Source organism: Melghirimyces thermohalophilus (assembly GCF_900102685.1).
Taxonomy (GTDB): domain Bacteria; phylum Bacillota; class Bacilli; order Thermoactinomycetales; family DSM-45169; genus Melghirimyces; species Melghirimyces thermohalophilus.
The window spans coordinates 1-26293 of the sequence record NZ_FMZA01000024.1 but is presented as its reverse complement, the minus strand read 5'-3'; the positions used below and the strand labels follow the sequence as shown (position 1 = coordinate 26293).

Here is a 26293-nt window from a genome sequence, read left to right as displayed (position 1 = left end):
TTCCTAACCGGTCAAAAAAAGGACGGGGGCATCATCCCGTCCGATCGTGCGCTGATCATCCTTTTCCATTGGAGCACAAAAATTTAGCAGGCAGAACCTTCGGTAGCTGATGGACCAAAAGACGGAGCAACCACGCGCCGATTCCGAATCCCAACAGGATGTTGGCGTTTTGCAGGATCACCTCCGAATCTCCAGTAGAGATCGCCGCCCTTAACCCTTCGATGGAATAAGTCATCGGGAGGTAAGGATGGATCACCTGGAAAAATTCGGGGGAAAGGTTTACCGCATAGGTGCCAGAGGTGGCGGTCAATTGGAACATCAAAATCAAAATGGCGAAAAAGCGACCCACGTCCTTAAAGGCGGCTACCAGGAAGTGATTGATCGCAGTAAACACCACGCCGATCAACAGCGTAAACAGATACAGCCAGCCTTCATGCACTGGTTGGATACCCACCAGGTGAATCAACACCCAAATCAGCAACAAGGACTGTAAACTACTGATCAAAAAGGTGGACAGGCTGGAGAAAGGCCGTTGATCGTTGCCCAAAATCGGCCGTTTTCCATCCAAAATGGTAAACAGGACCATCGCTCCCACCCAGAGGGAGAGGGAGATAAAGTAGGGGGCAAACCCGGTGCCATAATTAGGAACCTCATGCAGGTTGTGTTTTTCCACTTGCAAGGGGGACGCCATCTGCTCTTCTTTGTCCTCCTTCCCTTGCAAAGCCTCCCGCGCCTGGTCCACCCCTTCCGCCAATTTGTCGGACAGGGAAGATTGACCGTCAGAAATCTCCTCCATTCCTGCGGCCAGCTGTTTCATGCCATCCGACAGCTTAGCCACTCCAGCGGAAAGTTTTTCAGGTGCCTGGGCCAACTGAAGCGTGCCTCCGTTTAATTCTTCCGCCCCCGCCTCCAATCGGTGCAGCCCCTCACTCAGCTCCGTCAACTTCGTCGATAAGAGCGAAGCACCAGAATGAAGCTGCTTCACAGCCGCCAACTGTTCCTTCATGCCATCTTCCAACGCGCCGATTCCGTTGACGACCTCCGTTTGACCGTTATACATGCGATCGACAGAGGATTGAGCCTGTTTCAGATCCTTTTCTAAATGTTCTGCCCGGCTCAGCAGGCTTTCATGTTTCTCCTCGTTTTCTTCCAGTCTTTGTTTCAATTCGGCCATCTCCGGATCATCCGCCAACTCTGGATGCTTTTTCAGAATACGATGGTAGAGACGGTCGGCCTCGTCGCTGTTTCCCTCAAGCTTGCCAGCGATCTCGGAAATAGCACCGGCTCCCTGTTCCAGCCGAGGATTATGAATGATGTCCTTAAACTGGCCAATCCCGTCGCGGATCTGTTCTGCTCCCTCTTTCAGCCGGGGAATATCCTTCATTCCTTTTTCGGAACCCGCTTGAAGCTGATCCAGACCGTCTTCCAGTTTGTTGGCCCCGGAAACTAATTGATCCGCGCCTTCTTCACCGCTCTTGAGACCCGTCCACAGCTTGGTCACACCCTGCTGTACCCTATCGATGGCTGCAGCCAAGCGGGTCACACCGGAGGAAAGCTGTGAAGCCCCGTCTACCAGCTGACCGGTGGCCTCTTCTGCCTCTTCAGTAGCTGCGGCCAATTTAGATGAACCTTCTTGTGCACGGTCCAGGTTGTCGGCGGATTGTTCCACCTGATCAAAAAAGATCTCCGCATACGTTTGGGTCAGTTTTTCTTCCACTTGGTCTTTTAATTCCTGGATCATCTGATCACCGATCATGGAAGAAAGGTAGTTAGCCCCTTGATTGACGTGGTATTCCAGCTGTCCTTTCATGGGTTGAGGATCTTTCAAACTGACGGCACGCTCGGAAAAATCCTCCGGAATCACCACCGCCAAGTGATAGCGGTCCTTTTCCAAACCTTCCTCCATGTCGGTCCGATCGACAAACTTCCAATCAAAGGCATCATTGTCCTTCAGGTGATCCACCATTTCCTTCCCTACGTCAATCTTTTCACCATCCGTCTCGGCTCCCTCGTCCTCATTTACCACAGCCACCGGCAGAGCCTCCAACTCTTCGTAGGGATCGAAAAAAGCGGTCAGGTATATCGAACTGTATATCATCGGGATACAGATAATGCCTAACAAAACGATGGCTAATTTACGTTCCCGTGATAACATCTCATGTAATCCCAGTCGGTTCGTTTTTCCTTTTCGCCACAAACCCATGGAGAAAAAACGCCTCCCCTTTATATAAAACTGACTGGTCAGTTCAAAAAAGATTATACAACGGATCCCTTTTGGTTGAAAAGAAGTCCAATGGACTATATCCTTTGGACGGTCATTCATCGATGGATATAAAAACGCCTCCCCCGATCAGGGGAGGCAACGGATTCCTTTGGCGGAGAGGGTGGGATTCGAACCCACGGTGGGCATAGCCCACGGCGGTTTTCAAGACCGCTGCCTTAAACCACTCGACCACCTCTCCATGAGAACAGTACAACTTTAAATTATATGGGCGACCCCAAAAGATGTCAAGGGGCCGCCAGTCAGCGCTTGAGACTCATGCTTTTTCGATTTTTTCCATGCCACCCAAATAGGGACGCAGTGCCTCGGGGATCCGGATGCTGCCGTCGGCTTGCTGACCGTTCTCCAGGATGGCAGCCACCGTTCGCCCCACTGCCAATCCCGAACCGTTCAGCGTGTGGACAAACTCCGGTTTGGAGCCGGCCTCCCGCCGAAATCGGATGTTGGCCCTGCGCGCTTGATAATCCTCAAAGTTGCTGCAGGAGGAAATTTCCCGGTACGCATCGGAACTGGGCAACCACACTTCCAGATCGTATTTTTTAGCGGCGGTAAACCCGAGATCCCCGGTGCACATCAAAAGGACGCGGTAGGGAAGCTCCAGTCGCTGCAAAATGGTTTCCGCATCCTGAACCAGCTTGTCCAACTCATCATAGGAGCTTTCCGGTGGGACCATCTTCACCAGCTCCACCTTATTAAATTGGTGGTTGCGCACGAGACCCCGGGTATCCCGTCCGGCGGAGCCGGCTTCGGAGCGAAAGTTAGCACTGATGCCGGCATACTTGACGGGCAGTTGATCCCCTGACAAGATTTCGTCCCGGTGGTAGTTGGTAACCGGCACCTCCGCAGTGGGAATCAGGTAGTATTCCGTATCGGCCACAGCAAAGGAATCCTCCGCAAATTTGGGCAGCTGCCCGGTTCCGGTCATGGAGTCGCAATTAACCATGTAGGGAGGGATCATTTCCGTATAACCCCGCTCCTCGGTCTGGATGTCCAGCATGAAGTTGATCAAGGCGCGTTCCAGACGAGCCCCGAGTCCCTTGTAAAAGACAAATCGGGAGCCGGTCACCTTCCCCGCCCGTTCAAAATCGAGGAGATCCAATTCTTTCGCCAGATCCCAATGGGGTTTAGGATCGAATCCAAACTGGGGAATGTCACCCCAGTGACGCACCGGTTGGTTATCTTCTTCCCCTTCTCCCACCGGTACACTTTCGTGGGGGATGTTAGGCAAAGTGAGCAGGACGTGATCCAATTCCTCCTCCACTTTTCGAACCTCTTCATCCAATTCCTTGATGCGATCCCCAACCCGGCGCATCTCTGCAATCGATTCCGTGGCGTCTTCTCCCGCCTTTTTCTGCTGGGCGATTTCCTTGGATACGCTGTTGCGACGGCTTTTCAACTGTTCGCTCTCCTGAAGCAGTTCCCTCCGCCGCTCATCCAACCGGGGGATCATGTCGAGGCCGCTGATGTCTTCTCCCCGGTGTTCCATCCTTTTACGTACCGATTCCAAATCCTTCCGCAACATTTTCAGATCCAACATGGCGTTACCCTCCTTCAAACAAATAGAACTCCCACCCCCAAGGGACGGAAGTTCCGCGTTGCCACCCTTATTGGCCGGAAGCCTTGCAGCAGTTCCGACCCTCTTGACCAGCGATGTTAACGGTCCGCCCGACCGGTTACGCTTCAGCGGAGCGGATCCCCGCTTTACGCGCACGGCTCCGAGAGGGATTCCCCGTTTTGGGGGAGCGGTTTACACCGGCCACCGCCTCTCTTAAACCCCCATTACGGGTACTGGTTCTCATCCGCGCCTTTCATCCATCATTAAATACATTCTGCCATTCTGCTTCAGTCGGTGGGCGTCGCCTTGGATTCCCGGACCATCTCCACAAAATAACGATGCAGCCGGGCATCTTCCGTCAATTCGGGGTGGAAAGCCGCCCCTAACAGATGGCCTTGGCGGACCATCACCGCCTGATCAGCCACCGTGGCCAACACATCCACATGGGGACTGGTCTCCGTGATGGAAGGGGCCCGGATAAATACCGCTTTATACCCTTCCGCCACTCCGGAGATATCCAATTCGGCTTCAAAGCTGTCCCGCTGCCGTCCAAAGGCGTTCCGGCGCACGGTGATCTCCAGCAAGCCTAGATGGGCCTGATCCAGACCTTCGATGTGACCCGCCAGCAGGATCAACCCGGCACAGGTTCCAAACAGCGGAACACCGGCTTGCCCCATATGCCTTACGGGTTCCATGAAGTCGTATTGGTGCATCAGCTTGCTGATGGTGGTCGATTCACCGCCGGGCATCACCAGGCCGTCCAAACCCTCCAGCTCCCTGGGAAGTTTGACGGAAACAGCCTGCGCTCCCGCCTTTTCAAGCATCTGTATATGTTCTCCCACAGCCCCCTGCAGGGCGAGAACTCCGATCTTCATGGGGTTTCCTCCTGTTTACCAGCCGCGTTCCTGCATCCGGTGGGACGGCTCCAGCGTGGAAATTTCAACGCCTGGCATCGCGTCTCCCAGATCTTTGGACAGCTGAACGATACGCCCAAAGTCCTCATAGTGGGTGGTCGCCTCTACGATAGCCCGTGCATATTTGGCCGGGCTTTCCGACTTGAAAATCCCGGAGCCGACGAAGACCCCATCACAACCCAGATGCATCATCAAAGCGGCATCGGCCGGCGTAGCCACCCCGCCTGCTGCAAAGTTGACCACAGGCAGCCGGCCTTTTTCATGAACCTCCAGCAGCAATTCATAGGGGGCACCCAGTTTTTTGGCCTCCGCCATCAGCTCGTCCCGGGACATATTTTGCACTTTGCGGATTTGACTCATCATTTGCCGCATATGTTTGACTGCTTCAACGATATTGCCGGTGCCTGGCTCCCCTTTGGTACGAATCATCGACGCCCCTTCTCCGATCCGACGGAGCGCCTCGCCAAGATCCCGGGAACCGCAGACAAAGGGAGCGGTAAATTGGCTTTTGTCAATATGATATTTATCATCCGCCGGGGTGAGCACTTCGCTCTCATCGATGTAATCTACGCCCATCGCCTCCAGCAGACGAGCTTCCACGAAGTGACCGATTCGCGCTTTAGCCATGACCGGGATGGTAACCGCGTTCATCACTTCCTCGATCACGCGCGGATCTGCCATCCGTGCCACTCCTCCAGCGGCCCGGATATCCGCCGGAACCCTTTCCAAGGCCATTACGGCCACTGCTCCCGCTTCTTCGGCAATTTTCGCCTGTTCTGCGTTGACGACGTCCATAATGACGCCGCCCTTCTGCATTTCCGCCATCCCGCGCTTGACACGGTCCGTACCTTTGGCTAAGCCCTGCTGTTGATCGGTCATTCGATTCATCCTCCTAGTATTCCCGGATTTCCATTATCATAAAATTTATTGTATCGAAACCCTTCTCTATTGACAATACAAGCACCGGTTACAAATATCGGCATTAACGAAACCAACTGCCGATTATCCGACTGACCAGAGTGATCCAGCTCGCTTTTTCCACAGAATCTTTTGCCACCAGAGTAACCGGCTCGATGCCGGGAACTTTTTTTCCATCATATAGGATCCAAGCCTTGCCCACCACTGTTTGAGCACGGACCGGAGCCTCCAGGTTGCGGTTCGCTTTGACGATTACCTGATAATCTGATTTCTCTTTCTTCCGGACCGGAACCTCCCGGGTTTCCGTCGGCACAATCGCCACTTCACGATCGATGCCCGCTTCCACCGGCAGGCTGCGGTGACCGGGGATTTCTTTGCCCCGTTCAATCAACGCTTGCTTCTGGTAGGTATCGTAACCGTAATTCAACAATGTCTCCGTCTCAAGAAATCGCTCCCCATTGGAATCCGTCCCCATCACCACCGTGATCAGGCGCATCCCTTCCCGTTCCGCACTGCCGACAAAATTGTAACCGGCCTGGGAAGTGTAACCGGTTTTCACCCCGTCCACCCCGGGATAAAAGTGACTCAGCCCCGGGAGCATCCGATTGCGGTTGGTCAAAGAGAACTCGGAGTCGCCGCGCTGAAACGCAAATGTCGGGATCCCGGTGATTTCGGTAACATCGGGAAACGTATCTAGAAGCTGACGGGTTAGCCGGGCGATATCCCGCGCCGACATCTGGTTCTTCCCCTCGACCTTTGGAGGATCCGGGTAACTATTCTTTGGAAGCCCGGTGGCATTGATAAAGTGAGTCTCCTTTAAACCCAACCGAGCTGCTTCCCGGTTCATCCGTTTGACAAAAGCTGTCTCACTGCCAGCTGCCTTCTCAGCCAGGGCGACTGCCGCATCATTGGCCGAATAAACGGCCATCGCCTTAAATAATTCCTTGACCGTCGGCTTCTCTCCGGCGCGCAGATGGACTTGCGCCTCCCCAATCTTCTCTGTACGGGGAGAGATTTCCACCCGATCATCCCAATTCAATCGGCCGGCTTGCACATCCTTCAAGATCAGATATTCGGTCATGATCTTCGTCAAACTGGCCGGCGGATAAGGACGTTGCTCGTGTTTACCAGCCAAAACCCGGCCCGTCTCCTGCTCCATCAGAATATAGGCGCGCGCTTCAATCTTTAGAGAATCGGCAGCCGAGACATCTTGGGCTGCATAAGGGAATAACAAGATCAACCCCAAACATACGATGACCGGTATATTTTTTAGGCCGACCACCAGCAATTCCACCTCGTTCCCAGAAACTATGTAATTTGACTTCCACAGGAAAATGATGCCACAGCCGGCATGATACCAGTGTAACGAAATCTTACCGGGTTTAAAAGAAAAACACAGGGAGAGAATCCCTGTGTTGGAGAAGATCGTTCGCTCAGAAATTGTAGTTGGGTGCTTCCTTGGTGATCTGAACGTCGTGGGGATGGCTTTCTTTGAGGGAGGCTCCGGTGATTCGGATAAAGCGGGACTCTTCTTTCAGAACTTGCAGGTTGGCCGCACCGCAGTACCCCATACCCGCACGGAGGCCCCCCATCAGTTGATAGATGGTTTCGCTGACAGGGCCCTTGTAGGGAACCCGTCCCTCGATTCCCTCGGGAACCAGCTTTTGCTCATTCTCCTGGAAGTAGCGGTCGGAGCTGCCCGCTTTCATGGCCCCAATGGAACCCATTCCACGATACACCTTAAACTGACGGCCCTGGAAGATCTCCGTCTCCCCAGGGGACTCGGTGGTTCCGGCAAAGATGCTGCCCAGCATCACAGCATCAGCCCCTGCGGCCAAGGCCTTGACGATATCCCCGGAAAAGCGAATCCCACCGTCGGCAATGATCGGGATTCCATACTCCCGGGCCACACTGGCACAATCATAGATAGCGGTGATCTGCGGCACTCCGATGCCGGCCACCACCCGGGTCGTACAGATGGATCCAGGGCCGATTCCCACTTTGACTACGCTGGCTCCGGCTTCGATCAAATCCCGGGTGCCTTCGCCTGTGGCGACGTTACCGGCCACAATCAACAGATCTGGATATTGCCGCCGAATCTCGGCCACCGTTTCCAGGACGCCCTTGGAGTGACCGTGAGCGGTATCAACGACCAATACGTCCACCTCGGCCTCCACCAAGGCGGCAGTCCGTTCCATGGTATCTCCGGAAACCCCGACGGCAGCCCCGGCCAGCAAGCGTCCCTGTTCGTCCTTGGCTGCTTCAGGGAACTGGGTCGCCTTTTCGATATCCTTGATGGTGATCAGTCCCTTTAGTACACCCTCTTCATCTACCAGCGGCAGCTTTTCGATCTTGTGTTGTTGCAGAATTTCCTCCGCTTCCGAAAGGGTGGTCCCCACTGGTGCAGTGACCAGGTTATCCCGGGTCATCACTGCGGAAATCGGCATGGCGAAATCCCGGATAAACCGCATATCCCGATTGGTGATGATGCCGACCAGTTTCCGTTCCCGATCGACAATCGGCACCCCGGAAATCCGATATTTTGCCATCAGATCTTCCGCTTCCCGAACCTTATCCTCCGCGTGCAGATAAAAGGGTTTGGTGATCACACCGCTTTCGGAGCGTTTCACTCGGTCCACTTCCTCTGCTTGCTCGGAGATGGTCATGTTTTTATGAATGATTCCGACGCCCCCTTGGCGGGCGATGGCCACCGCCATCGGAGCCTCGGTGACAGTATCCATACCGGCACTCAAAACCGGGGTGTTTAAAACGACCTTCTCCCCCAAGCGGGTGTGAAAGTCGACATCTCGAGGCAATATCTCTGATTTAGCGGGCATCAGCAATACGTCGTCAAAGGTTAAACCTTCTTTAGAAAATTTATCTTCCCACATGTGAACGCTCCTGTCCCCTTTTGTATCCGTATTTTGGTTTCAGCTATCGTATCAGACGGCCAAAACCCTGTCAAGTCGCGCGGTGACAGGCTTTTCAGCCTTTTCTTGGTAGTATTGAGACACGCTTTTTGGTCGATCTGAGAGCAAGGATGTTCAAAGTTATCCCCTGTTATCCACAACTTATCCACAACAACGGATGAATCCCCAACCGTCCACATAACCTACAGGATAGGGCGGGTCAGGGGGACCCGAATCCGCTGGCCGATGATCACCCTAGGAATGCGGGGGGTTATGGGGTGGATACACCACTGAGACGCATCCTCTGTGATTCTCCGGAGGACAAAATGTGGAACCTGTTTCTTCTGCTAGAAAATGAGGCCGGTGTGCGGCGGTTTCTGGAACAAAAATACCGGGCCCAGGGCCGGGAACGCCCCGAAAAAGCCGCTTTTCGTGCGGCTCAGCCTTTGATGTTTTATGTGAAACAAGCCCGAGAGTACTACCGGGCTGCCCGGATGACCGATCTGTTCGTCCGCCCGTTGCTCACCTATTACGGAATGATGACTCTGTCAAAAGCCTTGATGTTGACTGTCGATCCGGATTACCCGGCCAACACTGCGGTGATGCGCCACGGTGTGTCCACCCGGAAACGAAAACGGGCGGATTTTCGCTTTTTTCAAGATGAAGTGCGGGTGCAGCGGGAAGGCCTGTTTCCCGAGCTGGCCCGCCACTGGGGATGGGCCGAGCTGATCGGGGAACGTTGGACGATGAAAGACCTATTTGCCCTGATCCCGGAACTACAAGATGGATACCGCCAAGTGTTCCGGGAGGAGAGCCTGTATCCGGTGGTGGTATGGCCTACTGCCTCTGTAGGTGAGCGGGGAATGCCTTTTTTTCTGGAAGAGCGGATTTTGGATCGACTCCACCTGACACCGCGGGCCTTTACCCACCGCCTTCAGGCCGCCGGCAAAGGGGAGGCGGCCTTCGATTGGGAAGAACAGGCGGATACCCATCCTTCCTTCCGGCTGTTTTGGCATCATCCTCGTGTCTCCCATGTGGACCATTGGGGAGAGGGATTTGATCACCCTTTTTTCCGGGAAGATGCCCAGGGACGGTACTTTTTTCACCCCACTGATGGGAGCGGGCTTGCATCCTGTTTACCGGAAATCTTCGTTCATTACCTGCTGCTATTTGCACTCAGTATGTTGTGTCGGTATGAACCTCCGCTGTGGGGGGAGATTATTTACGGTTTCGCCTCGGAAGAACGGGTATTGATCGAGGAATTTTTGCAAGTGACCCAACGGAAGTTTCCCAATCTGGTCCTCAACCAACTGTTTGAGGAGAAGATTGTATTGGTTCGATCGTAATAGGCATAAAAAAAGCCCGCTGGCTGCGGGCTGTTCATCAATTTTCTTCTTCTTCGGTGTCGACGCGGGCCAGCGTGGCCACTTCCTCTTCCTTTTTCACCGAAATCAGTTTGACCCCTTGGGCGTAGCGGCTCATGCTGGAGATGCCTTCCACATTCATGCGGATAACGACACCGGAGGTGGTGACGATCATCAAGTCCTCTTCCGGGGTGACCACTTTTAGACCGACCACTTGTCCCTTGGCTTTGGTCACGTTTTGCGCTTTGATCCCTTTTCCGCCGCGGGACTGGGTCCGATATTCCGCCAGAGGCGTCCGTTTGCCGTAACCCTTGGAGGTGACGATCACCACTTCCTGATCGGGCTGAACCACTTCCATCCCGACCACTTCATCCTCATCTCCGAGGGCGATTCCTTTCACCCCGGTAGCGGTGCGGCCCATTTGCCGAACATCCTGCTCGGGGAAGCGAATCGACATACCCCGACGAGTCCCCAGGATGATCTCCTGTTTGCCGTCAGTCAGCCGAACCCCCACCAACTCATCGCCATCCCTAAGGTTAATAGCAAACAGCCCATTGCGACGAATGTGACCAAATTCCTCCAGGGAGGTCTTCTTGACGACGCCATAGCGGGTTCCGAAGAAGAGGTAGTGATCCGGGGTAAATTCCTTCACCGGAATCACCGCTTCGATGTATTCTCCCTGGTCGATTTGGATCAGATTGATGATAGGGGTTCCCCGGGCCGTCCGGGACAGTTCCGGAACCTCATAAGCTTTCATCCGATACACTTTGCCCTTGTTGGAGAAGAATAGCAAGTAGTTATGGGAATTGGTAACAAACAGATGTTGGACAAAGTCATCTTCCCGCGTGCCCATTCCGGATACCCCGCGGCCGCCCCGGCGTTGAGCCCGGTAGCTAGTCAGCGGCATCCGTTTGATGTACCCACGGTGGGTCATCAAAACCGCTACTTCATCCTCGGGTATGAGATCTTCATCGTCGATATCGCCGGTATTGAGGACAATCCGCGTCCGCCGTTCGTCGCCGTACTTCTCCCGAACCTCCAGCAGTTCATCCCGAACCACACCGCGAATCCGTTCCTCACTGGCGAGGATCGCCCGCAATTCCGCGATCTTTTCCTGGAGCTCCTTGTACTCGTTTTCAATTTTTTCTCGCTCCAACCCGGTCAGCCGCTGCAGGCGCATATCCAGGATCGCTTGCGCCTGGGTTTCGGTCAGACCGAAGTTTTCCATCAGGCCGTCACGGGCTTCCCGGGCAGTTTGCGACCCCCGGATCAGCTCGATCACCTCATCGATGTGATCGAGGGCGATCCGAAGTCCTTCCAGGATATGGGCCCGCTCCTCCGCCTTGCGCAGCTCATACTGCGTCCGACGCCGGATCACTTCCACCTGGTGCTCCAAGTAGTGGTGTAAGACCTGTTTTAAATTGAGCACCTGGGGTTTTCCGTCCACCAGGGCCAGCATGTTGACCCCGAAGCTGGTCTGCAGATTGGTTTGTTTATACAGGTTATTCAACACCACTTTGGGGTTGGCGTCCCGGCGGAGTTCAACTACCACACGCATCCCGTTGCGGTCCGATTCGTCCCGCAGATCCGTGATGCCATCGATCTTCTTGTCGCGAACCAGCTGAGCGATTTTTTCCACCAGTTTCGCCTTGTTCACCTGGAAAGGAAGTTCCTCCACCACAATCCGCATCTTGCCGTTGCCCGCTTCTTCGATGCGGGCTTTGGCCTGCATCCGGATGCTTCCCCGTCCGGTTCGATACGCTTTTTTGATGCCGTCGCGACCCAGAATCAGGCCTGCGGTGGGGAAATCAGGTCCTTTGATGTGTTCCATCAGTTGATCGATGGTGATATCCGGGTTTTCAATCAGCGCTAAAATCCCGTCGATCACTTCCCCCATGTTGTGGGGCGGGATATTGGTGGCCATCCCCACGGCGATCCCCGCCGCCCCGTTGACCAACAGATTGGGGAAGCGGGAGGGGAGCACCACCGGTTCCTCCAGACGGCCATCGTAGTTGGGAGTGTAATCGATCGTCTCTTTCTCGATATCCCGGAGCAGCTCCCGGGTGATCGGCGCCATTCGCGCTTCGGTGTAACGCATCGCCGCCGGGGCGTCCCCGTCGACGGATCCGAAGTTTCCGTGGCCATCCACCAGTAAATACCGGTAAGAAAAGTCCTGGGCCATTCGGACCATGGTGTCGTAAACGGCCACATCCCCGTGGGGGTGATAGGATGCCAGCACATTCCCGACCACGTTGGCCGATTTACGGTAACCCTTATCTGGCGTCATGCCCAATTCGTGCATGGTGTAGAGAATGCGCCGGTGAACCGGTTTTAACCCGTCCCGAACATCGGGCAGGGCCCGGCTGACAATGACGCTCATGGCGTAATCCAAGAATGAGCTGCGCATCTCCTGGCTGATATTGACTTCGTTCACGCGCTCAGTTTCTTCAGGCATGGGCTTCCCTCCGCTTTTTCCATGGTCCGCCGTCAGATATCCAGGTTGCGGACCTGTCTAGCATATTCCTGGATAAATTCCCGCCGAGGTGCCACTTTATCGCCCATCAGAGTTTCAAAAACCTGATCGGCATCCATGGCATCCTGCAGCGATACCTGCAGGAATGTCCGGCTTTCGGGATCCATCGTGGTTTCCCACAGCTGGGTGGCGGTCATCTCGCCGAGACCCTTGTACCGCTGAATTTCCACCTTCCCTTTCCCTTCCATTTCTCCGACGATCTGATCCTTTTCCCGATCACTGAAGGCATAGAGCACTTTCTTGCCCTGGGTAATTTTGAACAAGGGCGGCTGAGCGATGTACACGTAGCCCTCTTCGATCAGGGGACGCATATAACGGTAAAAGAAGGTGAGTAGTAAGGTGCGAATGTGGGCGCCGTCCACGTCAGCATCGGTCATGAGGACGATCTTGTGATAACGGGCTTTATCCAGTTGAAAATCATCGCCGATTCCCGTGCCAAGAGCGGTGATGATCGTCCGGACCTCATCGTTGGACAGTGCTTTGTCCAAGCGAGCCTTCTCCACGTTGATAATCTTCCCCCGCAGAGGGAGAATCGCTTGAAACATGCGATCCCTACCCTGTTTGGCGGTACCGCCGGCGGAATCCCCCTCCACCAGAAACAGTTCGCTCTGATCGGCGATGCGGGAGGTACAGTCCGCCAATTTTCCAGGAAGGGAGCTGACTTCCAGAGCGTTTTTCCGCCGGGTCAACTCCCGCGCTTTCCGGGCTGCCTCCCGGGCCCGGGCCGCCATCACCGCTTTGTTGATCACTTTTTTGGAAATGGCGGGGTTTTCCTCCAGGAAGGTGAGGAATTGCTCAGCAAAGATGGATTCTGTAATCGTCCGCGCTTCGGAGTTGCCTAGTTTGGTCTTGGTCTGACCTTCAAACTGGGGATCCGGAATCTTCACACTGACGATCGCCGTTACCCCTTCCCGGGAATCATCCCCTGACAGGTTGTTGTCATTATCCTTCAGGAGATTGTGCCTGCGGGCATAATCATTGATCACCCGGGTCAGTGCCGATTTGAACCCCGCTTCGTGGGTGCCCCCTTCATGGGTGTGGATGTTGTTGGCGTATGAGTAGAGGTTGCTGGCATAGCTGTCGGTATACTGCAGGGCAATCTGCACCTCGACCCCGTCTTTGTTCCCTTCGATGTAAATCGGCGATGGGTGCAGAGTTTCCCGGTTTTTATTCAGATGCTCCACAAAGGAACGAATTCCGCCATCAAACATGAATTCCTGGGATTTCCCCTCGCCCCGTTCGTCCTGGAGTAAAATCCGCACCCCGCTGTTGAGGAAAGCCAGCTCCCGCAGACGGTTTTGCAAAATTTCATAGTCATATTCTGTGGTCTCCGTAAAAATCTCCGGATCCGGTTTAAAGGTGATCCGAGTGCCGGACTCCTTGGTTTGGCCAACGACCTCCAGGTCGCCTTCCGGAACGCCGTGACGGTATCGTTGGACATGGATCTTGCCTTCCCGTTTGACCTCCACCTCCAACCAGGCGGACAGGGCGTTAACCACAGAAACTCCCACCCCGTGGAGGCCGCCGGAAAATTTATAGCCCTCCCCGTCAAACTTCCCGCCGGCGTGAAGGACGGTCATCACCACTTCTACAGCGGGCCGCCCCACCTTGGGTTGGATGCCGACCGGGATCCCTATCCCGTTATCCATGACGGTGACGCTGTTATCTTCGTGGATGGTAATGTCAATCGTGTCACAGCGACCGGCCAAGGCCTCATCGATACTGTTGTCCACCACTTCCCAGACCAGGTGGTGCAACCCCCGGGAGCTGGTGGAGCCGATATACATCCCCGGCCGTTTGCGGACGGCCTCCAGCCCTTCCAGCACCTGAATCTGGTTTTCGTCGTAATTGCTATTCTGTACGGTCACCTAGCGCTCACCTACTCTTTGAGTTCCTTATTCTCCGAATCCTTACCGGTCACCTCGCCAAGATTTCGGTTTTCCCCCTGCTGGGCACGCTTTAACAGCGTCAAGGAGGAGATCGGCGAAGCGTAAACCACTGTTCGGGTTACCACATAAGACTTGACTTCTTCCTGATCGGAGATTTTCTCCAGGCGCCCCTGTTTCTCCGTTTCATCCAGAAAAGGAGCCAATGTGGCGGGGGACCGCCGGCTCCCGGCATCTAGAATGGTGATCAGTTCACTGATCCGGATCATCTTGTTGCCGCCGAGATGGATAAACACCGTCTCACCTCTGTTCGGAAAAGCTGCCCTGACGAACCTGGTAGATGCGGGCTCGTTCCAGGGTTTCCCGGTCGATTCCCTCCAGCCCTGTGGTGGTGACGAAGGTTTGCACTTTCCCTCGTATCGCCTCCAACAGATGGGTTTTCCGGGAATCGTCCAGTTCGGACAAAACATCATCCAATAAAAGTATGGGATAAGTGCCGGTTTCCTGATGAATCAGCTCGATCTCCGCCAGTTTGAGAGAAAGGGCGGCGGTACGCTGCTGCCCTTGGGAACCGTATGTGTGCAGATCCGTCCCGTCCGCAAAGAGACGCAAATCGTCCCGGTGGGGTCCGACCCGGGTGTTTCCCCGGTAAAGCTCCTGTTCACGGATCCGGGTTAATTCCTGCTGCATCGCGTCTCGGAGTTCATCCGGTCCCATATCGGCCGTAACGGGGATAGACGGACGGTATTGGATGGACAGGTTTTCATGCCCTTGGGTGATAGAGGCGTGGATCTCCTGCGCCCAGCGGGAGAGGATTTGCACAAAGGAGAAGCGTTTGGTCCACAGCTTGGCGGAACACTCGATCAGTTGTTCATCCAACACATCCAACATCATCCAGTTCTCGGTCTGACTTCGGCCCAATTCTTTGAGGAGGCTGTTCCGCTGGTTGATGATCTGATTGTATCGGGTCAGGTCATGGATATAAGAAGGGCTCACCTGTCCCATCTCCATATCCAGAAAACGACGGCGTACCCGAGGGCTGCCCTTCACCAGGGAGAGGTCCTCCGGAGCAAACAGGACGGCGGTGAGCGAACCGATATATTCACTCAGCCGTCGCTGTTCCACCCCGTTTTTGATCACCTTTTTCCCCTGGGAGGTCAGACGAACCTCCAGCCGCCGGGTGGAACCTTCCTTCACCACTCGTGCCTTAAGAAAAGCGGCAGGCTGGTCCCAGCGAATCATCTCCCGATGGCCGTGGGTCCGGTGGGATTTTCCGACGGCAAGAACATACAGGGACTCCAAAATGTTGGTTTTTCCCTGGGCATTGGGCCCGACAAATAGGTGGAGCTCACCGGGGGAATTCAGCCGAAGTTGCTCGATGTTGCGGAACTGTTTCAGTTCCAAATGCTCCACATGCATGGCCTCTCCTTTCACTCCTCCCGGACCGGGCGGACAGTTCCAAAACCTTCGATTTCCACCTCATCCTGTGGATAAATCTTTCTCCCCCGGCGCTTTTCGGGGACACCGTTTACCAACACCTGGTATTCAGCCAAAAACAGCTTGGCTTGTCCGCCCGTATCCAACAGTTGCAGCTTTTTCAACAGCTGGCCGAGGGGGATATAGGCCGTGTCGATAGGCACTTTTTTCAATGTTTTCACCTCACGGATCGGTCAACGGGTGCGAATCGGCACGATCAGATGCAGTGCGTCTTCCCGGTCTGCTGGTTGAATCAGAAACGGGGTCATCGCCCCGGTGAGCAGAATCTGGATTTCATCGGAATCGACGGCCCGCAACGCATCCAACATGTATTGAGCGTTGAAGGAGAGGCTCATCTCCTCGCCGTCCACCTGGGCACTCACCTCTTCCAATACGCTGCCTACATCTTGGGCCGCAGAATGAACCTGGACGACCCCTTCTTTTTTCACTGTCCATTTTATCACATTATCGCGTCCGTCCCTGCTGATCAACGCCGCACGGTCCACCGATTGTAAAATTTCTTTGGTGGAAACACGGACCTCTGTTTTGCCTCCCTGAGGAATCACCCGATTGGTATCGGGGTAGGGGCCGTCCAAGAGCCGGGAGAAAAACAACAGGTTGTCCGCTCGCACCATCATCTGGTTTTCCGACAGAATCACATCGACCCAGCCGGTTCGGTCGGCCAGGATTTTTCCCAGTTCTGACTGACTTTTCCCCGGCACGACCATATTTTCCACCGTCAGACCCTCCGGCGCTTCCACGTCAGCCTGGCGCCGGGAGAGCCGATGGCTATCAGTGGCTACAAAGGTGAGGCGACCCTCTTCCATCCGCCACAAAACGCCGGTAAGTACCCCCCGGGCCTCCGAGGTGGAGACAGCGAATCCCGTCTGTCGAATCATCGATTTCAGAAGGTCCGAAGGTAGGCTAAACATCTGATCTTCCTGGAATTGCGGCAGGCGGGGATATTCCTCAGGATCCAAACCCTTTAATTCAAATTGGGCCTGCTCGGAGCGAAGGACCGTCTTCCAGCGGTCATCCACCACCCATTCCACTTCATCACCCGGCAATTTACGGACAATGTCGGAAAAGATCCTGCCGGGCAACACCACACTCCCCATTGTTTCCATTTTCACCAGTTCCTTATCATCTTGGCGAGTGGGGATACAGACTTGAATCGTGAGGTCGGAGTTGCTACCGGTCAGCCAGAGGCCATTTTCATCTACAGTCGCTTTGATGCCGGTCAATATAGGAACGGTCGTTTTGTTGGACACCGCTTTAGAAACTTGGGAAACGGCGTCAGTTAAAGCGGAACGGGATATCCGAAATTTCATGGGAAATCCTCCTCAGTGTTTGTCCTCAGGATGGATTGGCCTGGAGGACTGTTTTTCGTGCAAAGAGAAAGAGCCCCTTGTTCTTTTACCACAGTGTTGTGGAATAGACTCTGTATAACTGATCAAAGAAGACGGAGTCATATGGGGGGCATCGATGTCATATATATTTTATTTAATGTCGTCATCATGGTAGTAGGGGCTGTGAATTGTGTGTATAAGTCGGCTCCAATCAGTCAAGACCGCCTATGCACTCTGTGGATAAACTGTGTATAGGCGGTATCGGTTTGTCCACATCCTCCACATCGGCCGTGTTTTTTCATGGACTCAGACCCGTTGGGTCAACCGTTTTTTCAAATCCTCCACTGCTTGTTGCAGACTGAGATCCATGGCCAGAGTGCGGGATATCTTTTCGTGGGCGTGGATCACGGTGGTATGATCCCGTCCCCCGAATTCCTCACCGATCTTGGGCAGGGACGCATCGGTCAGCTCCCGACACAGATACATGGCGATCTGTCGAGGCAAGGCGACGTTTTTGGTCCGCTTTTTCCCTTTCAAGTCTTCGATGCGCAAATGGTAATAGGTACAAACCTCCCGCTGGATATCGGGGATACCGATGACGCGGGGTTTAGCGTCGGAAAGGATATCCTTCAGCGCTTCGGCAGCCAGTTCCACTGTGACCGGCTGGTTGATCAGAGCGGAATAGGCGACAACGCGAATGAGTGCACCTTCCAGCTCCCGTATGTTGGTATCGATCCGGTCGGCGATAAAAGCCATCACTTCGCTGTCGATGTCCAGTTTGTCAGCGATCGCTTTTTTGCGCAAAATCGCGATGCGGGTTTCCAGATCCGGCGGCTGGATATCGGTGATCAGCCCCCATTCAAAGCGGGAGCGAAGCCGGTCTTCAAGGGTGGGAATCGCTTTGGGCGGCCGGTCGCTGGAGATGACGATCTGTTTCGATTCGCCGTGCAATGTGTTAAAGGTGTGGAAAAATTCCTCCTGGGTCTGTTCTTTCCCCGCCAAAAACTGAATATCATCGATCAACAGGACATCCACATTCCGATACTTATTGCGGAAGTCATCTGTCCGGTTGTCACGGATAGAATTGATAAATTCATTGGTAAAGGTTTCAGACGTCAGGTAGACGACCCGGTTGTGGGAAGGATGGGAGACGACGTAATTGCCGATCGCATGCATCAAGTGGGTTTTACCCAATCCCACTCCTCCGTATATGAACAGCGGGTTGTATGCCTTAGCGGGGGCCTCCGCCACAGCGAGGGAGGCCGCATGAGCGAACCGGTTGCCCGAACCGATGACGTAAGTATCAAAAGTATAGCGGGAATTCAGCATCGTTTTGGGCTCTTTTTCGCGTACCGAAGGCTTTTCCTCCGTGGCAGCGGCTTCCTCTTCCCCTTCTGTCCGGGTCGAGGAATGGGTGATAAATTGAACGCCGATCACGGATCCGGTCACCTCTTGCAAGGTATCCCGTACCATGTTGGCATACCGGGATTCCAGCCAATCCCGGGAAAATTCGTTGGGTGCGGAGACGATAAGGGTATCATCTTGGTAATCCACCGCTTCCGTCGCCTGCAACCAAGTTTCAAAGCTGGGTTTGGATAGTTTCTTCTGGATATGTGCCAGTGCTTGGGCCCATAGCTCTTGGATATGTGTATCCACAGGTTCCCCCCTCCCCTGAGAGTTTTTTTGTCAATGATCCACCAATTCGTCCACAAGAGGATTCCGCTTTCTATGCGGGAGAATCCCTTCAATCCACAACGTCCACATCCATGTGGACAATAATCATCCACAAGATCCTGTGGATAGTTTGTCGAGTTATCCACATCTGTGGATGAATCGATTCCGGAATATGGTTATCCACAAGCGGAAAGCATGAATATCATATCAAATTTGTATTGGCATCACAACGAATCTGTTAAGGTTTCAACAGAATTCACAGCGGTGTGGAAAATAGTTTTTCACAGGGGTGAAAACTGTGGATAAACAGGGGATAACCGGAGCATCCCCGTGTGGATAAACGAATGACCCTCAGTTGTCCACATGTGGACAAGCTCCCCTTCGACTTTCTTGACATTTTTTTGGGTACACGGATATAATGATTAAGAATGTCATTCGTGCGAACATTTTTCGCTGACTTTGATGGCTGGAAAGGAGGAGAATCCGGTTGGACGGGTTCGCCGACGGGGCGGACCTTGTGGATTGAAACCGGATGAAATCATATGAAGCGTACGTTTCAACCGAGTAATCGGCGTCGGAAGAACGTTCATGGTTTCCGGCAGCGGATGAGCACCAAGAACGGTCGGAAGGTATTGAAAAACCGCCGTCGTAAAGGTAGAAAGTTTTTGTCTGCATAAGGCCACTCAGGTAAGTGGCCTTTTTTCCTATCAAACCGGGGTTTATTTATCGTCCTTTCCGATACATACTGGTATAGTGCTAGGGTCCCGGAAAAAGGAGGGTCTTCCTTGCAGAAGGAACACCGCTTGAGACGGCGGGGGGATTTTCGCCGCACCTTCCGCAGGGGCACATCGGTGGCCAATCGGCAATTTGTCATATACCGGAGTGTCAGAAGGGATGCCGGTCCGGTGCGGATCGGGGTTTCCGTCAGCAAAAAAGTGGGCAATGCCGTGACCCGCAACCGGATCAAGCGGTTGGTAAAAGAGATTATGAGATCGTGGGTGAACCAACTTCCGGAAGGGACGGATATTGTTCTGATTGCCCGCAAACCGGCAGCGGACATGGATTACCATCAGATGAAGTCCAGTCTGCGTCATGTGGCTAAAAAAGCCCGGTTGTTCCAAAAACGTCCGGAGGGGCCTAAAACAGACAGCCGCGAAGGGGGATCGCAATGAAAAGCTTGGTACTCCTGTTGATTCGGTTTTACCAACGTTTTATCTCCCCGCTCATTCCCCCCACTTGCCGATTTGCCCCGACGTGTTCCCACTACGGATTTGTGGCGATCTCCCGCTACGGAATTTTGCGCGGGGGATGGTTAACGGTGAAGCGGATTGCCAAATGTCATCCCTTTCATCCCGGCGGCTACGATCCGGTCCCATAAATCCGTCCGACACCATCTCTCAGTACAATAAATAGATAGAAACCGGATGATTTGAAGGAGGAATCCTTTTTGTTCAGACGACGTCTGCTCCCAGCCATGATGATGGCAGTAGCGCTGTTGGCCTTGAGTGGCTGCGCTCCTACTCCGGATCAGATGAAACCGATCGATCCGGAAAATGCCGGCTTTTGGGAACGTTATCTTGTCTTACCTTTGCAATACTTGTTGGATGCGACACAAGATCTTTTGGGAAGCTATGGTTTGTCCATCTTGGTGGCTACCGTCCTGATTCGTCTTATTGTCCTTCCGCTGACGTTAAAACAGATGAAGAGCTCCCGGGCGATGCAGGCATTGCAGCCCGAGATGAAGAGGCTGCAGGAGAAATACAAGAACAACCAGGAAAAATTGCAGCAAGAGACGATGAAGCTCTTCCAGAAGCACAATGTGAACCCCTTGGCCGGGTGTCTGCCGGTATTGATCCAGTTGCCGATTCTGATCGCCTTCTATCAAGCGATTATGCGGGATGAAAATATTCGCAGCGCCAGTTTTCTGTGGATGGATTTGGGTCATGCCGATCCCTACTTCATCCTTCCGGTGATCGCCGCAGCCACCACCTACCTACAGTCGGTAGTGATGGGGATGGGAGACAATCCCCAGGCGCGAGCGTTTATGTTTATCATGCCGGTGATGATCTTCGTGCTGGCCTTCAGCTTTCCGTCGGCCTTGGCGTTATACTGGGTGTACAGCAACCTGTTCACCATGGTTCAGTACTATTTCATCTCCGACAAATATAAACCCAATAAAAACAACCAAGCCCAATCATAAAGGGATACGGGAGGGTGCAGCCCGTTGAAAAAAGTGACCGTAACGGCAAAAACGGTTGATTCGGCGGTAGCGGAAGCGCTCCGTCAACTGGGGGCCGACCGGGAGCGGGCCAAAATCTCCGTCTTGGAAGAACCGAGCCGGAGATTTCTGGGCCTGTTTGGCGGGCGGGATGCGAAGGTGGAGGTGGAGTTGATCTCCTCCCCGTCGGAGGAGGCGCTCCGTTTTCTACGTGAAGTGCTTGACCACATGGGTCTGGATGGAGTAGAGATGGAGAAGAGCGAGGAATCCGATCATGTGCGGATCCAGTTTACAGGGGAGGACCTGGGCCTCCTGATCGGACGCCGGGGTCAGACCTTGGACGCGCTTCAGTATCTGACCAATGTGGCTGCCAATCGTGCGACGGGTCCCTATACCCGCTTGATCCTGGATGCGGAAGGATATCGGGAACGCCGTCGGCAGAGCTTGATCGAGTTGGCGGATCGGATCGCCAGAAAGGTAAAGCGGACCAAACAAGCAATCTCTCTGGAACCGATGAGCCCGATGGAGCGAAAGGTGATCCACAATCACATCCAGAAGCAATATACCGACCTGACCACCCAAAGCGAGGGGGAGGAACCTCGACGAAATGTGGTGGTGGCACCCAGAGACAAACGTTGATACCGTTTCGTTAAGGTCTGATGGTCCCTGTATGACTCTCCCTTCGGGGAGTTTTTTGCTGTTTATCTAAAAACCGTATGCGAAGCTTCTTTCATAGGTTATTCTAAAGATATTCGATCGAAATTTGAGGTGAAGCGGGATGGACACCGATACGATTGCAGCCATCTCGACCCCTGTCGGGGAAGCGGGAATCGCGGTGATCCGCGTGAGCGGCCCCGATGCGGTCCGTATCGCCGATCAAATCTATCAGGGAAAAAGCTCGCTCTCTGAAGCCGACACCCATACCGTCCATTACGGTCATATCATCGACCCCGATTCCGGGGAACAGATCGATGAGGTGCTGGTAACGGTGATGAGGGCTCCCCGCACTTTCACCCGGGAAGATGTGGTGGAGATTAGTTGTCACGGAGGAATGGTGCCGGTTCAAAACGTATTGGAGGCCCTTTTCTCCTCCGGAGCGCGCTCAGCGGAGCCCGGTGAATTTACTAAGCGGGCCTTTTTGAACGGGCGGATCGATTTATCCCAGGCGGAGGCAGTGATCGACCTGATCCGTTCTCGGACGGACCGGGCTGCCCGGGTAGCGATGCATCAGGCGAAGGGGCGATTGTCCCAGCTGGTGCGACGACTGCGGCAAGATATCCTGGAGACATTGGCCCACCTGGCGGTCAATGTGGATTATCCCGAGTATGATGCGGAGGAATTGACCGCACAGACCATATTGGAACGATCCCGTCATATCAAAGAAGAGATTGAGCAATTATTGCAGACGGCGCGGCAGGGGAAAATCTACCGGGAAGGGATTGCCACGGCAATCATCGGCCGCCCCAATGTGGGGAAATCTTCCTTGCTAAACGCGCTGGCCCATGAAAATAAAGCGATCGTGACCGATGTACCGGGTACCACCCGGGATGTGATCGAGGAGTATGTCAATGTGCGGGGGATTCCGCTGCGACTGGTGGATACCGCCGGAATCCGAGAAACAGAGGATCTGGTGGAAAAAATCGGCGTGGAGCGCTCGCGGCAGGCGCTGGATGAAGCGGATCTCGTTTTGCTTTTGCTCAACTACGCGGAGCCCTTGTCCGAAGAGGACCGGAAACTGCTGCAGGTGGTACGCAATTTGACTGCCATTGTGGTGGTCAATAAGACAGATCTCGAACCGCAGTTGGATTTGCAGGAAGTGAAGGAATCGCTGCAGGATATCCCCTTGATCACCACTTCGATCAAAAGGGAAGAAGGTTTGGATCGCCTGGAGGAGGCGATCGCCGACCTGTTTATGGAAGGTCGCGCCCCTTCCGCCGACGCCACTTATGTGAGCAATACCCGACACATCTCCCTGTTGAAGCAAGCACGACAGCAGGTGGAGGAGGCGATTGACGGCATCCAGTCCGGTGTTCCTCTGGATATGGTGGAAATCGATTTGAAAAATGCTTGGCAAACCCTTGGCGGAATCATCGGGGATACCGTCGGTGAAGATCTGATCGATCAAATTTTTTCCCAGTTTTGCCTCGGGAAATAAAAAGGAGGGAATACGGATGCCCACTTCGGGAGAACGGTATGATGTGATTGTGATCGGGGCCGGTCACGCCGGTTGCGAAGCGGCGTTGGCATCCGCCCGGATGGGCTGTTCCACGCTTCTGCTGACTTTGAGCCTGGATACCATCGCCTATATGCCCTGCAACCCTTCCGTCGGCGGACCCGCCAAGGGGCACGTGGTTCGGGAGGTGGATGCCCTGGGCGGTGAGATGGGCCGCAACATCGACAAAACCCATATTCAGATGCGGATGCTGAATACCCGCAAGGGTCCAGCGGTTTATGCCCTGCGCGCCCAGGCGGATAAGGTGTTGTACCAGCAGGAGATGAAAAAGGCACTGGAGAATGAGCCTAACCTGGTGCTCCATCAAAACATGGTGGAAAAACTGTTGGTGAACGACGGGGTGTGTGAAGGGGTCCTGACCCGAACCGGAGCCAAGTACTATTCCACTACCGTGGTTTTGACTACGGGAACCTATCTGCGCGGGAAGGTGATCATCGGTGACCTCACCTATGAGAGCGGCCCTAACAACCAGCAACCTTCCATCAACCTGGCCCACCATCTCCACGATCTGGGCTTTGAAACGGTGCGTTTCAAAACAGGGACGCCCCCGCGGGTGAACAAGTCGACGGTGGATACGTCCAAGATGGAGATTCAGCCGGGGGATGAGGAGCCGAGGGCATTCTCCTATGAAACGACGCAGTATATCACGGATCAATTACCGTGCTGGCTTACGTACACCAACGAGAAAACCCACGAGTTTATCCGGGATAACTTGCATCGGGCCCCGATGTACTCCGGGGTGATCGAAGGGGAGGGACCGCGCTACTGTCCGTCGATTGAAGATAAAATCGTCCGCTTTGCTGATAAAAACCGTCACCAGATTTTTCTGGAACCGGAAGGCCGCGAAACGTTGGAGATGTATGTTCAGGGTTTGTCCACTAGCTTGCCGGAAGAGGTGCAGCAATCCCTGCTCAGAACCATCGATGGCCTTGAGGAAGCGGAGATGATGCGGACGGGGTACGCCATCGAATACGATGCGATCGTTCCGACACAGCTTTGGCCCAGCCTGGAAACCAAGCGGGTGGAAAACCTGTTTACCGCTGGACAGATCAACGGAACATCCGGTTATGAAGAAGCTGCAGCCCAAGGGATTATGGCCGGAATCAACGCCGCCCGCAAAGTGCAGCAAAAAGAGGCGGTGGTGCTGGATCGTTCCCAAGCGTATATTGCGGTTTTGATCGATGATCTGGTTACGAAGGGGACCAATGAGCCTTACCGCTTGCTCACTTCCCGGGCGGAGTACCGCCTATTGTTACGGCACGATAATGCTGATCTGCGCCTGACGGAGTTGGGCTATCAGGTAGGCCTGATTTCCGAAGAGCGTTATCGCCGTTTTGTTTCTAAGCGGGAGGCGATCGAACAGGAGATCACCCGCCTTCGGAATACCACGGTGAAGCCGACGGAACAGGTGCAACAGCTGCTCCGAAGCCTCCAATCCAGCGAGCTGGATAATGCGGTGGAGCTGTCCAAACTGATCAAACGTCCGGAAGTGAAATATGCCCATATTCAAGAGTTATCTCCTCCTGAAAAGCCCGTCTCCCCGGAAGTGGCGGAGCAGGTGGAAATTCAGCTCAAATATGAAGGGTATATCAAAAAATCGATGCAACAAGTGGAAAAGATGAAAAAGATGGAGAATAAACGGATCCCGGATTGGGTCAAGTATGAGGAGATCAGCGGTATGTCATCAGAGGCCCGGGAAAAGTTGAGTCGCGTTCGTCCGCTATCACTGGGTCAGGCATCCCGCATATCCGGTGTCAATCCCTCTGACCTGTCCATCCTGCTGGTTTACATCGAGCAGGGTGGACACACCCATGCCAGCGGATGAGTGTTCACCGGTGAAGGCCCTGGGGCCAAAGCCGGTCTCTTTTTTCATCGAAGAAAGGAGAGTATGATGGATTACCGAAACTGGTTAGGTGGCCAAGCTCGGGAATATTTGGGATTGGAGTTAAATGGGGAGCAGTTAGATCAGTTTGGTCGGTATTATCAACGGTTGGTGGAAGGGAACCGGCGGCTCAACCTGACTGCGATTACTGAAGAAAAGGATGTTTATATTAAACACTTTTATGATTCTCTAACCTTGACGGTCCGGTTGCCGGTTACCCAATTGGAGTCGGTGATCGATGTAGGTACGGGGGCCGGCTTTCCCGGGATCCCTTTAAAAATCGCATTTCCTCATCTTCAGGTCGTGCTCTTGGATTCCCTCAATAAGCGGATCTCCTTTTTACAGCAGCTGACCGAAGAGCTGGGACTTACGGGGGTGGAGTGTGTTCATGGACGGGCGGAGGAAGTGGCCCGACGCCGTCAGTACAGAGAATCCTTTGATTTGGCGACGGCACGGGCGGTTGCCCGGTTGAATGTGCTTGCCGAATATTGCCTGCCTTTCGTTCGGGTAGGAGGCTGGTTTACAGCGATGAAGGGGCCGGATATTTCCGAGGAAATAGAGGAGTCTAACCGAGCGGTGGAAAAGTTGGGAGGAGCCGATGTTGATCCAGTTTCCCTTTCCTTGCCGCAAGGATTAGGAGAGCGTCATCTGCTGATGATCCGGAAGGAGTCCCCGACACCGAAGACCTACCCTCGCAAGCCGGGGACACCCTCCCGCAAGCCAATCATCTGATAAAAAAAGAGTTAGCCGTAACGGCTGCAGAGTGTGGAGAAAGCCCTTCACTGCTTTCTCCACACTTTTTTTTATGGACAAAACCAGCTCATCGACGTATCAAAACCTGGATCAAAAAGGCCTCCCAACCACCTAACCGGCTTTGGTTAGGTGGTTGGCAATCTTCTTGATGTTTTGCGCTGCGGCCGTCATCAGCGCTTGCTCTTGGACCTTTTCCCTTCCCCTCAACCGGCAGTAGCGAAGCCCGTGCAGCTCTTTCGCGTCTGCAAAGCTTCGCTCGATCGTCTCTTTCCGTTTTTTGTACAGGTATTTTCCCGTAGAGGAAAGGCGATGGGCTCGCACTTTTTCCTTATGTTTTTCCCACACGTG

General features: G+C 54.0%; 23 protein-coding genes, 1 tRNA gene and 1 other annotated feature. Of the genes, 9 read left to right on the top strand and 15 right to left on the bottom strand.

The features are described 5' to 3' along the window. Positions 1-55: 55 nt before the first annotated feature. The 7 genes from BLP91_RS14850 to guaB all read right to left on the bottom strand — a co-directional run bounded on the left by BLP91_RS14850 (position 56) and on the right by guaB (position 8559). Entirely contained in the window at positions 56-2203 is a 2148-nt protein-coding gene (locus BLP91_RS14850; RefSeq protein WP_176758019.1) for a YhgE/Pip domain-containing protein, read from the bottom strand. Between the two features lie 170 nt (positions 2204-2373). Next, positions 2374-2462, bottom strand: a tRNA-Ser gene (locus tag BLP91_RS14845). Positions 2463-2537: 75 nt separating this feature from the next. Further along, the gene (gene serS, locus BLP91_RS14840; protein WP_091572821.1) at positions 2538-3818 is read right to left on the bottom strand and encodes a serine--tRNA ligase; all 1281 of its coding nucleotides are present in this window, start codon (positions 3816-3818) and stop codon (positions 2538-2540) included. Positions 3819-3855: 37 nt separating this feature from the next. Next, positions 3856-4092, bottom strand: a binding site (T-box leader). Positions 4093-4123: 31 nt separating this feature from the next. After that, a complete protein-coding gene (gene pdxT / locus BLP91_RS14835; protein WP_091572818.1) occupies positions 4124-4711 on the bottom strand; it encodes a pyridoxal 5'-phosphate synthase glutaminase subunit PdxT in 588 nt (195 codons plus the stop codon). Between the two features lie 15 nt (positions 4712-4726). Continuing rightward, positions 4727-5629, bottom strand: coding sequence for a pyridoxal 5'-phosphate synthase lyase subunit PdxS (gene pdxS, locus BLP91_RS14830; RefSeq protein ID WP_091572816.1), 903 nt, complete (start codon positions 5627-5629; stop codon positions 4727-4729). Positions 5630-5732: 103 nt separating this feature from the next. Continuing rightward, positions 5733-6950: a D-alanyl-D-alanine carboxypeptidase family protein gene (locus tag BLP91_RS14825; RefSeq protein ID WP_091572813.1), complete on the bottom strand. Its 1218-nt coding sequence runs from the start codon at positions 6948-6950 to the stop codon at positions 5733-5735. 151 nt (positions 6951-7101) lie between these two features. Further along, complete coding sequence (gene guaB, locus BLP91_RS14820; RefSeq protein WP_091572811.1) at positions 7102-8559, bottom strand: IMP dehydrogenase; 1458 nt, start codon at positions 8557-8559, stop codon at positions 7102-7104. Between the two features lie 296 nt (positions 8560-8855). Between guaB and BLP91_RS14815 the strand changes: the two genes are divergently transcribed. Then, positions 8856-9923, top strand: coding sequence for a YaaC family protein (locus tag BLP91_RS14815; RefSeq protein WP_143003574.1), 1068 nt, complete (start codon positions 8856-8858; stop codon positions 9921-9923). 37 nt (positions 9924-9960) lie between these two features. On the opposite strand, the gene gyrA is transcribed toward BLP91_RS14815, so the two are convergent. The 7 genes from gyrA to dnaA form a co-directional block, all read right to left on the bottom strand. Next, entirely contained in the window at positions 9961-12396 is a 2436-nt protein-coding gene (gyrA, locus tag BLP91_RS14810) for a DNA gyrase subunit A (RefSeq protein ID WP_091572805.1), read from the bottom strand. Positions 12397-12428: 32 nt separating this feature from the next. Beyond that, a complete protein-coding gene (gene gyrB, locus BLP91_RS14805; RefSeq protein WP_091572802.1) occupies positions 12429-14342 on the bottom strand; it encodes a DNA topoisomerase (ATP-hydrolyzing) subunit B in 1914 nt (637 codons plus the stop codon). An 11-nt stretch (positions 14343-14353) separates the two neighbouring features. Then, positions 14354-14656: an extracellular matrix regulator RemB gene (gene remB, locus BLP91_RS14800; RefSeq protein ID WP_091572800.1), complete on the bottom strand. Its 303-nt coding sequence runs from the start codon at positions 14654-14656 to the stop codon at positions 14354-14356. A gap of 4 nt (positions 14657-14660) precedes the next feature. Further along, entirely contained in the window at positions 14661-15779 is a 1119-nt protein-coding gene (gene recF, locus BLP91_RS14795; protein WP_091572867.1) for a DNA replication/repair protein RecF, read from the bottom strand. An 11-nt stretch (positions 15780-15790) separates the two neighbouring features. Continuing rightward, positions 15791-16000 carry a S4 domain-containing protein YaaA gene (yaaA, locus tag BLP91_RS14790; protein WP_425412237.1) on the bottom strand — a complete coding sequence of 70 codons (210 nt, stop codon included), beginning with the start codon at positions 15998-16000 and terminating at the stop codon, positions 15791-15793. Between the two features lie 30 nt (positions 16001-16030). Beyond that, complete coding sequence (gene dnaN / locus BLP91_RS14785) at positions 16031-17167, bottom strand: DNA polymerase III subunit beta (RefSeq protein WP_091572795.1); 1137 nt, start codon at positions 17165-17167, stop codon at positions 16031-16033. Positions 17168-17491: 324 nt separating this feature from the next. Next, positions 17492-18841 (bottom strand): chromosomal replication initiator protein DnaA, encoded by a 1350-nt coding sequence (gene dnaA / locus BLP91_RS14780; protein WP_091572792.1) that lies wholly within the window; start codon positions 18839-18841, stop codon positions 17492-17494. Between the two features lie 560 nt (positions 18842-19401). Here dnaA and rpmH point away from each other — a divergent pair. From rpmH to rsmG, 8 genes are all read left to right on the top strand, one after another. After that, the gene (rpmH, locus tag BLP91_RS14775) at positions 19402-19536 is read left to right on the top strand and encodes a 50S ribosomal protein L34 (RefSeq protein WP_091572789.1); all 135 of its coding nucleotides are present in this window, start codon (positions 19402-19404) and stop codon (positions 19534-19536) included. 108 nt (positions 19537-19644) lie between these two features. Continuing rightward, positions 19645-20031 (top strand): ribonuclease P protein component, encoded by a 387-nt coding sequence (rnpA, locus tag BLP91_RS14770; RefSeq protein WP_091572787.1) that lies wholly within the window; start codon positions 19645-19647, stop codon positions 20029-20031. Then, positions 20028-20237, top strand: coding sequence for a membrane protein insertion efficiency factor YidD (gene yidD / locus BLP91_RS14765; RefSeq protein WP_091572784.1), 210 nt, complete (start codon positions 20028-20030; stop codon positions 20235-20237). Before rnpA ends, yidD begins: the two co-directional genes overlap by 4 nt. Before the next feature lie 96 nt (positions 20238-20333). Continuing rightward, positions 20334-21059, top strand: a complete 726-nt coding sequence (gene yidC, locus BLP91_RS14760; protein ID WP_091572865.1) for a membrane protein insertase YidC — start codon at positions 20334-20336, stop codon at positions 21057-21059. A 24-nt stretch (positions 21060-21083) separates the two neighbouring features. Further along, complete coding sequence (gene jag, locus BLP91_RS14755; protein ID WP_091572781.1) at positions 21084-21716, top strand: RNA-binding cell elongation regulator Jag/EloR; 633 nt, start codon at positions 21084-21086, stop codon at positions 21714-21716. Between the two features lie 139 nt (positions 21717-21855). Further along, positions 21856-23232 carry a tRNA uridine-5-carboxymethylaminomethyl(34) synthesis GTPase MnmE gene (gene mnmE / locus BLP91_RS14750; RefSeq protein ID WP_091572779.1) on the top strand — a complete coding sequence of 459 codons (1377 nt, stop codon included), beginning with the start codon at positions 21856-21858 and terminating at the stop codon, positions 23230-23232. A gap of 16 nt (positions 23233-23248) precedes the next feature. Then, positions 23249-25135 carry a tRNA uridine-5-carboxymethylaminomethyl(34) synthesis enzyme MnmG gene (gene mnmG, locus BLP91_RS14745; protein WP_091572776.1) on the top strand — a complete coding sequence of 629 codons (1887 nt, stop codon included), beginning with the start codon at positions 23249-23251 and terminating at the stop codon, positions 25133-25135. 66 nt (positions 25136-25201) lie between these two features. Beyond that, a complete protein-coding gene (rsmG, locus tag BLP91_RS14740) occupies positions 25202-25924 on the top strand; it encodes a 16S rRNA (guanine(527)-N(7))-methyltransferase RsmG (protein ID WP_091572862.1) in 723 nt (240 codons plus the stop codon). A gap of 132 nt (positions 25925-26056) precedes the next feature. Here the strand turns inward: rsmG and BLP91_RS14735 are convergent. Then, on the bottom strand, positions 26057-26293 hold a 237-nt coding region (locus tag BLP91_RS14735; protein WP_143003573.1), incomplete at its 5' end, for a transposase.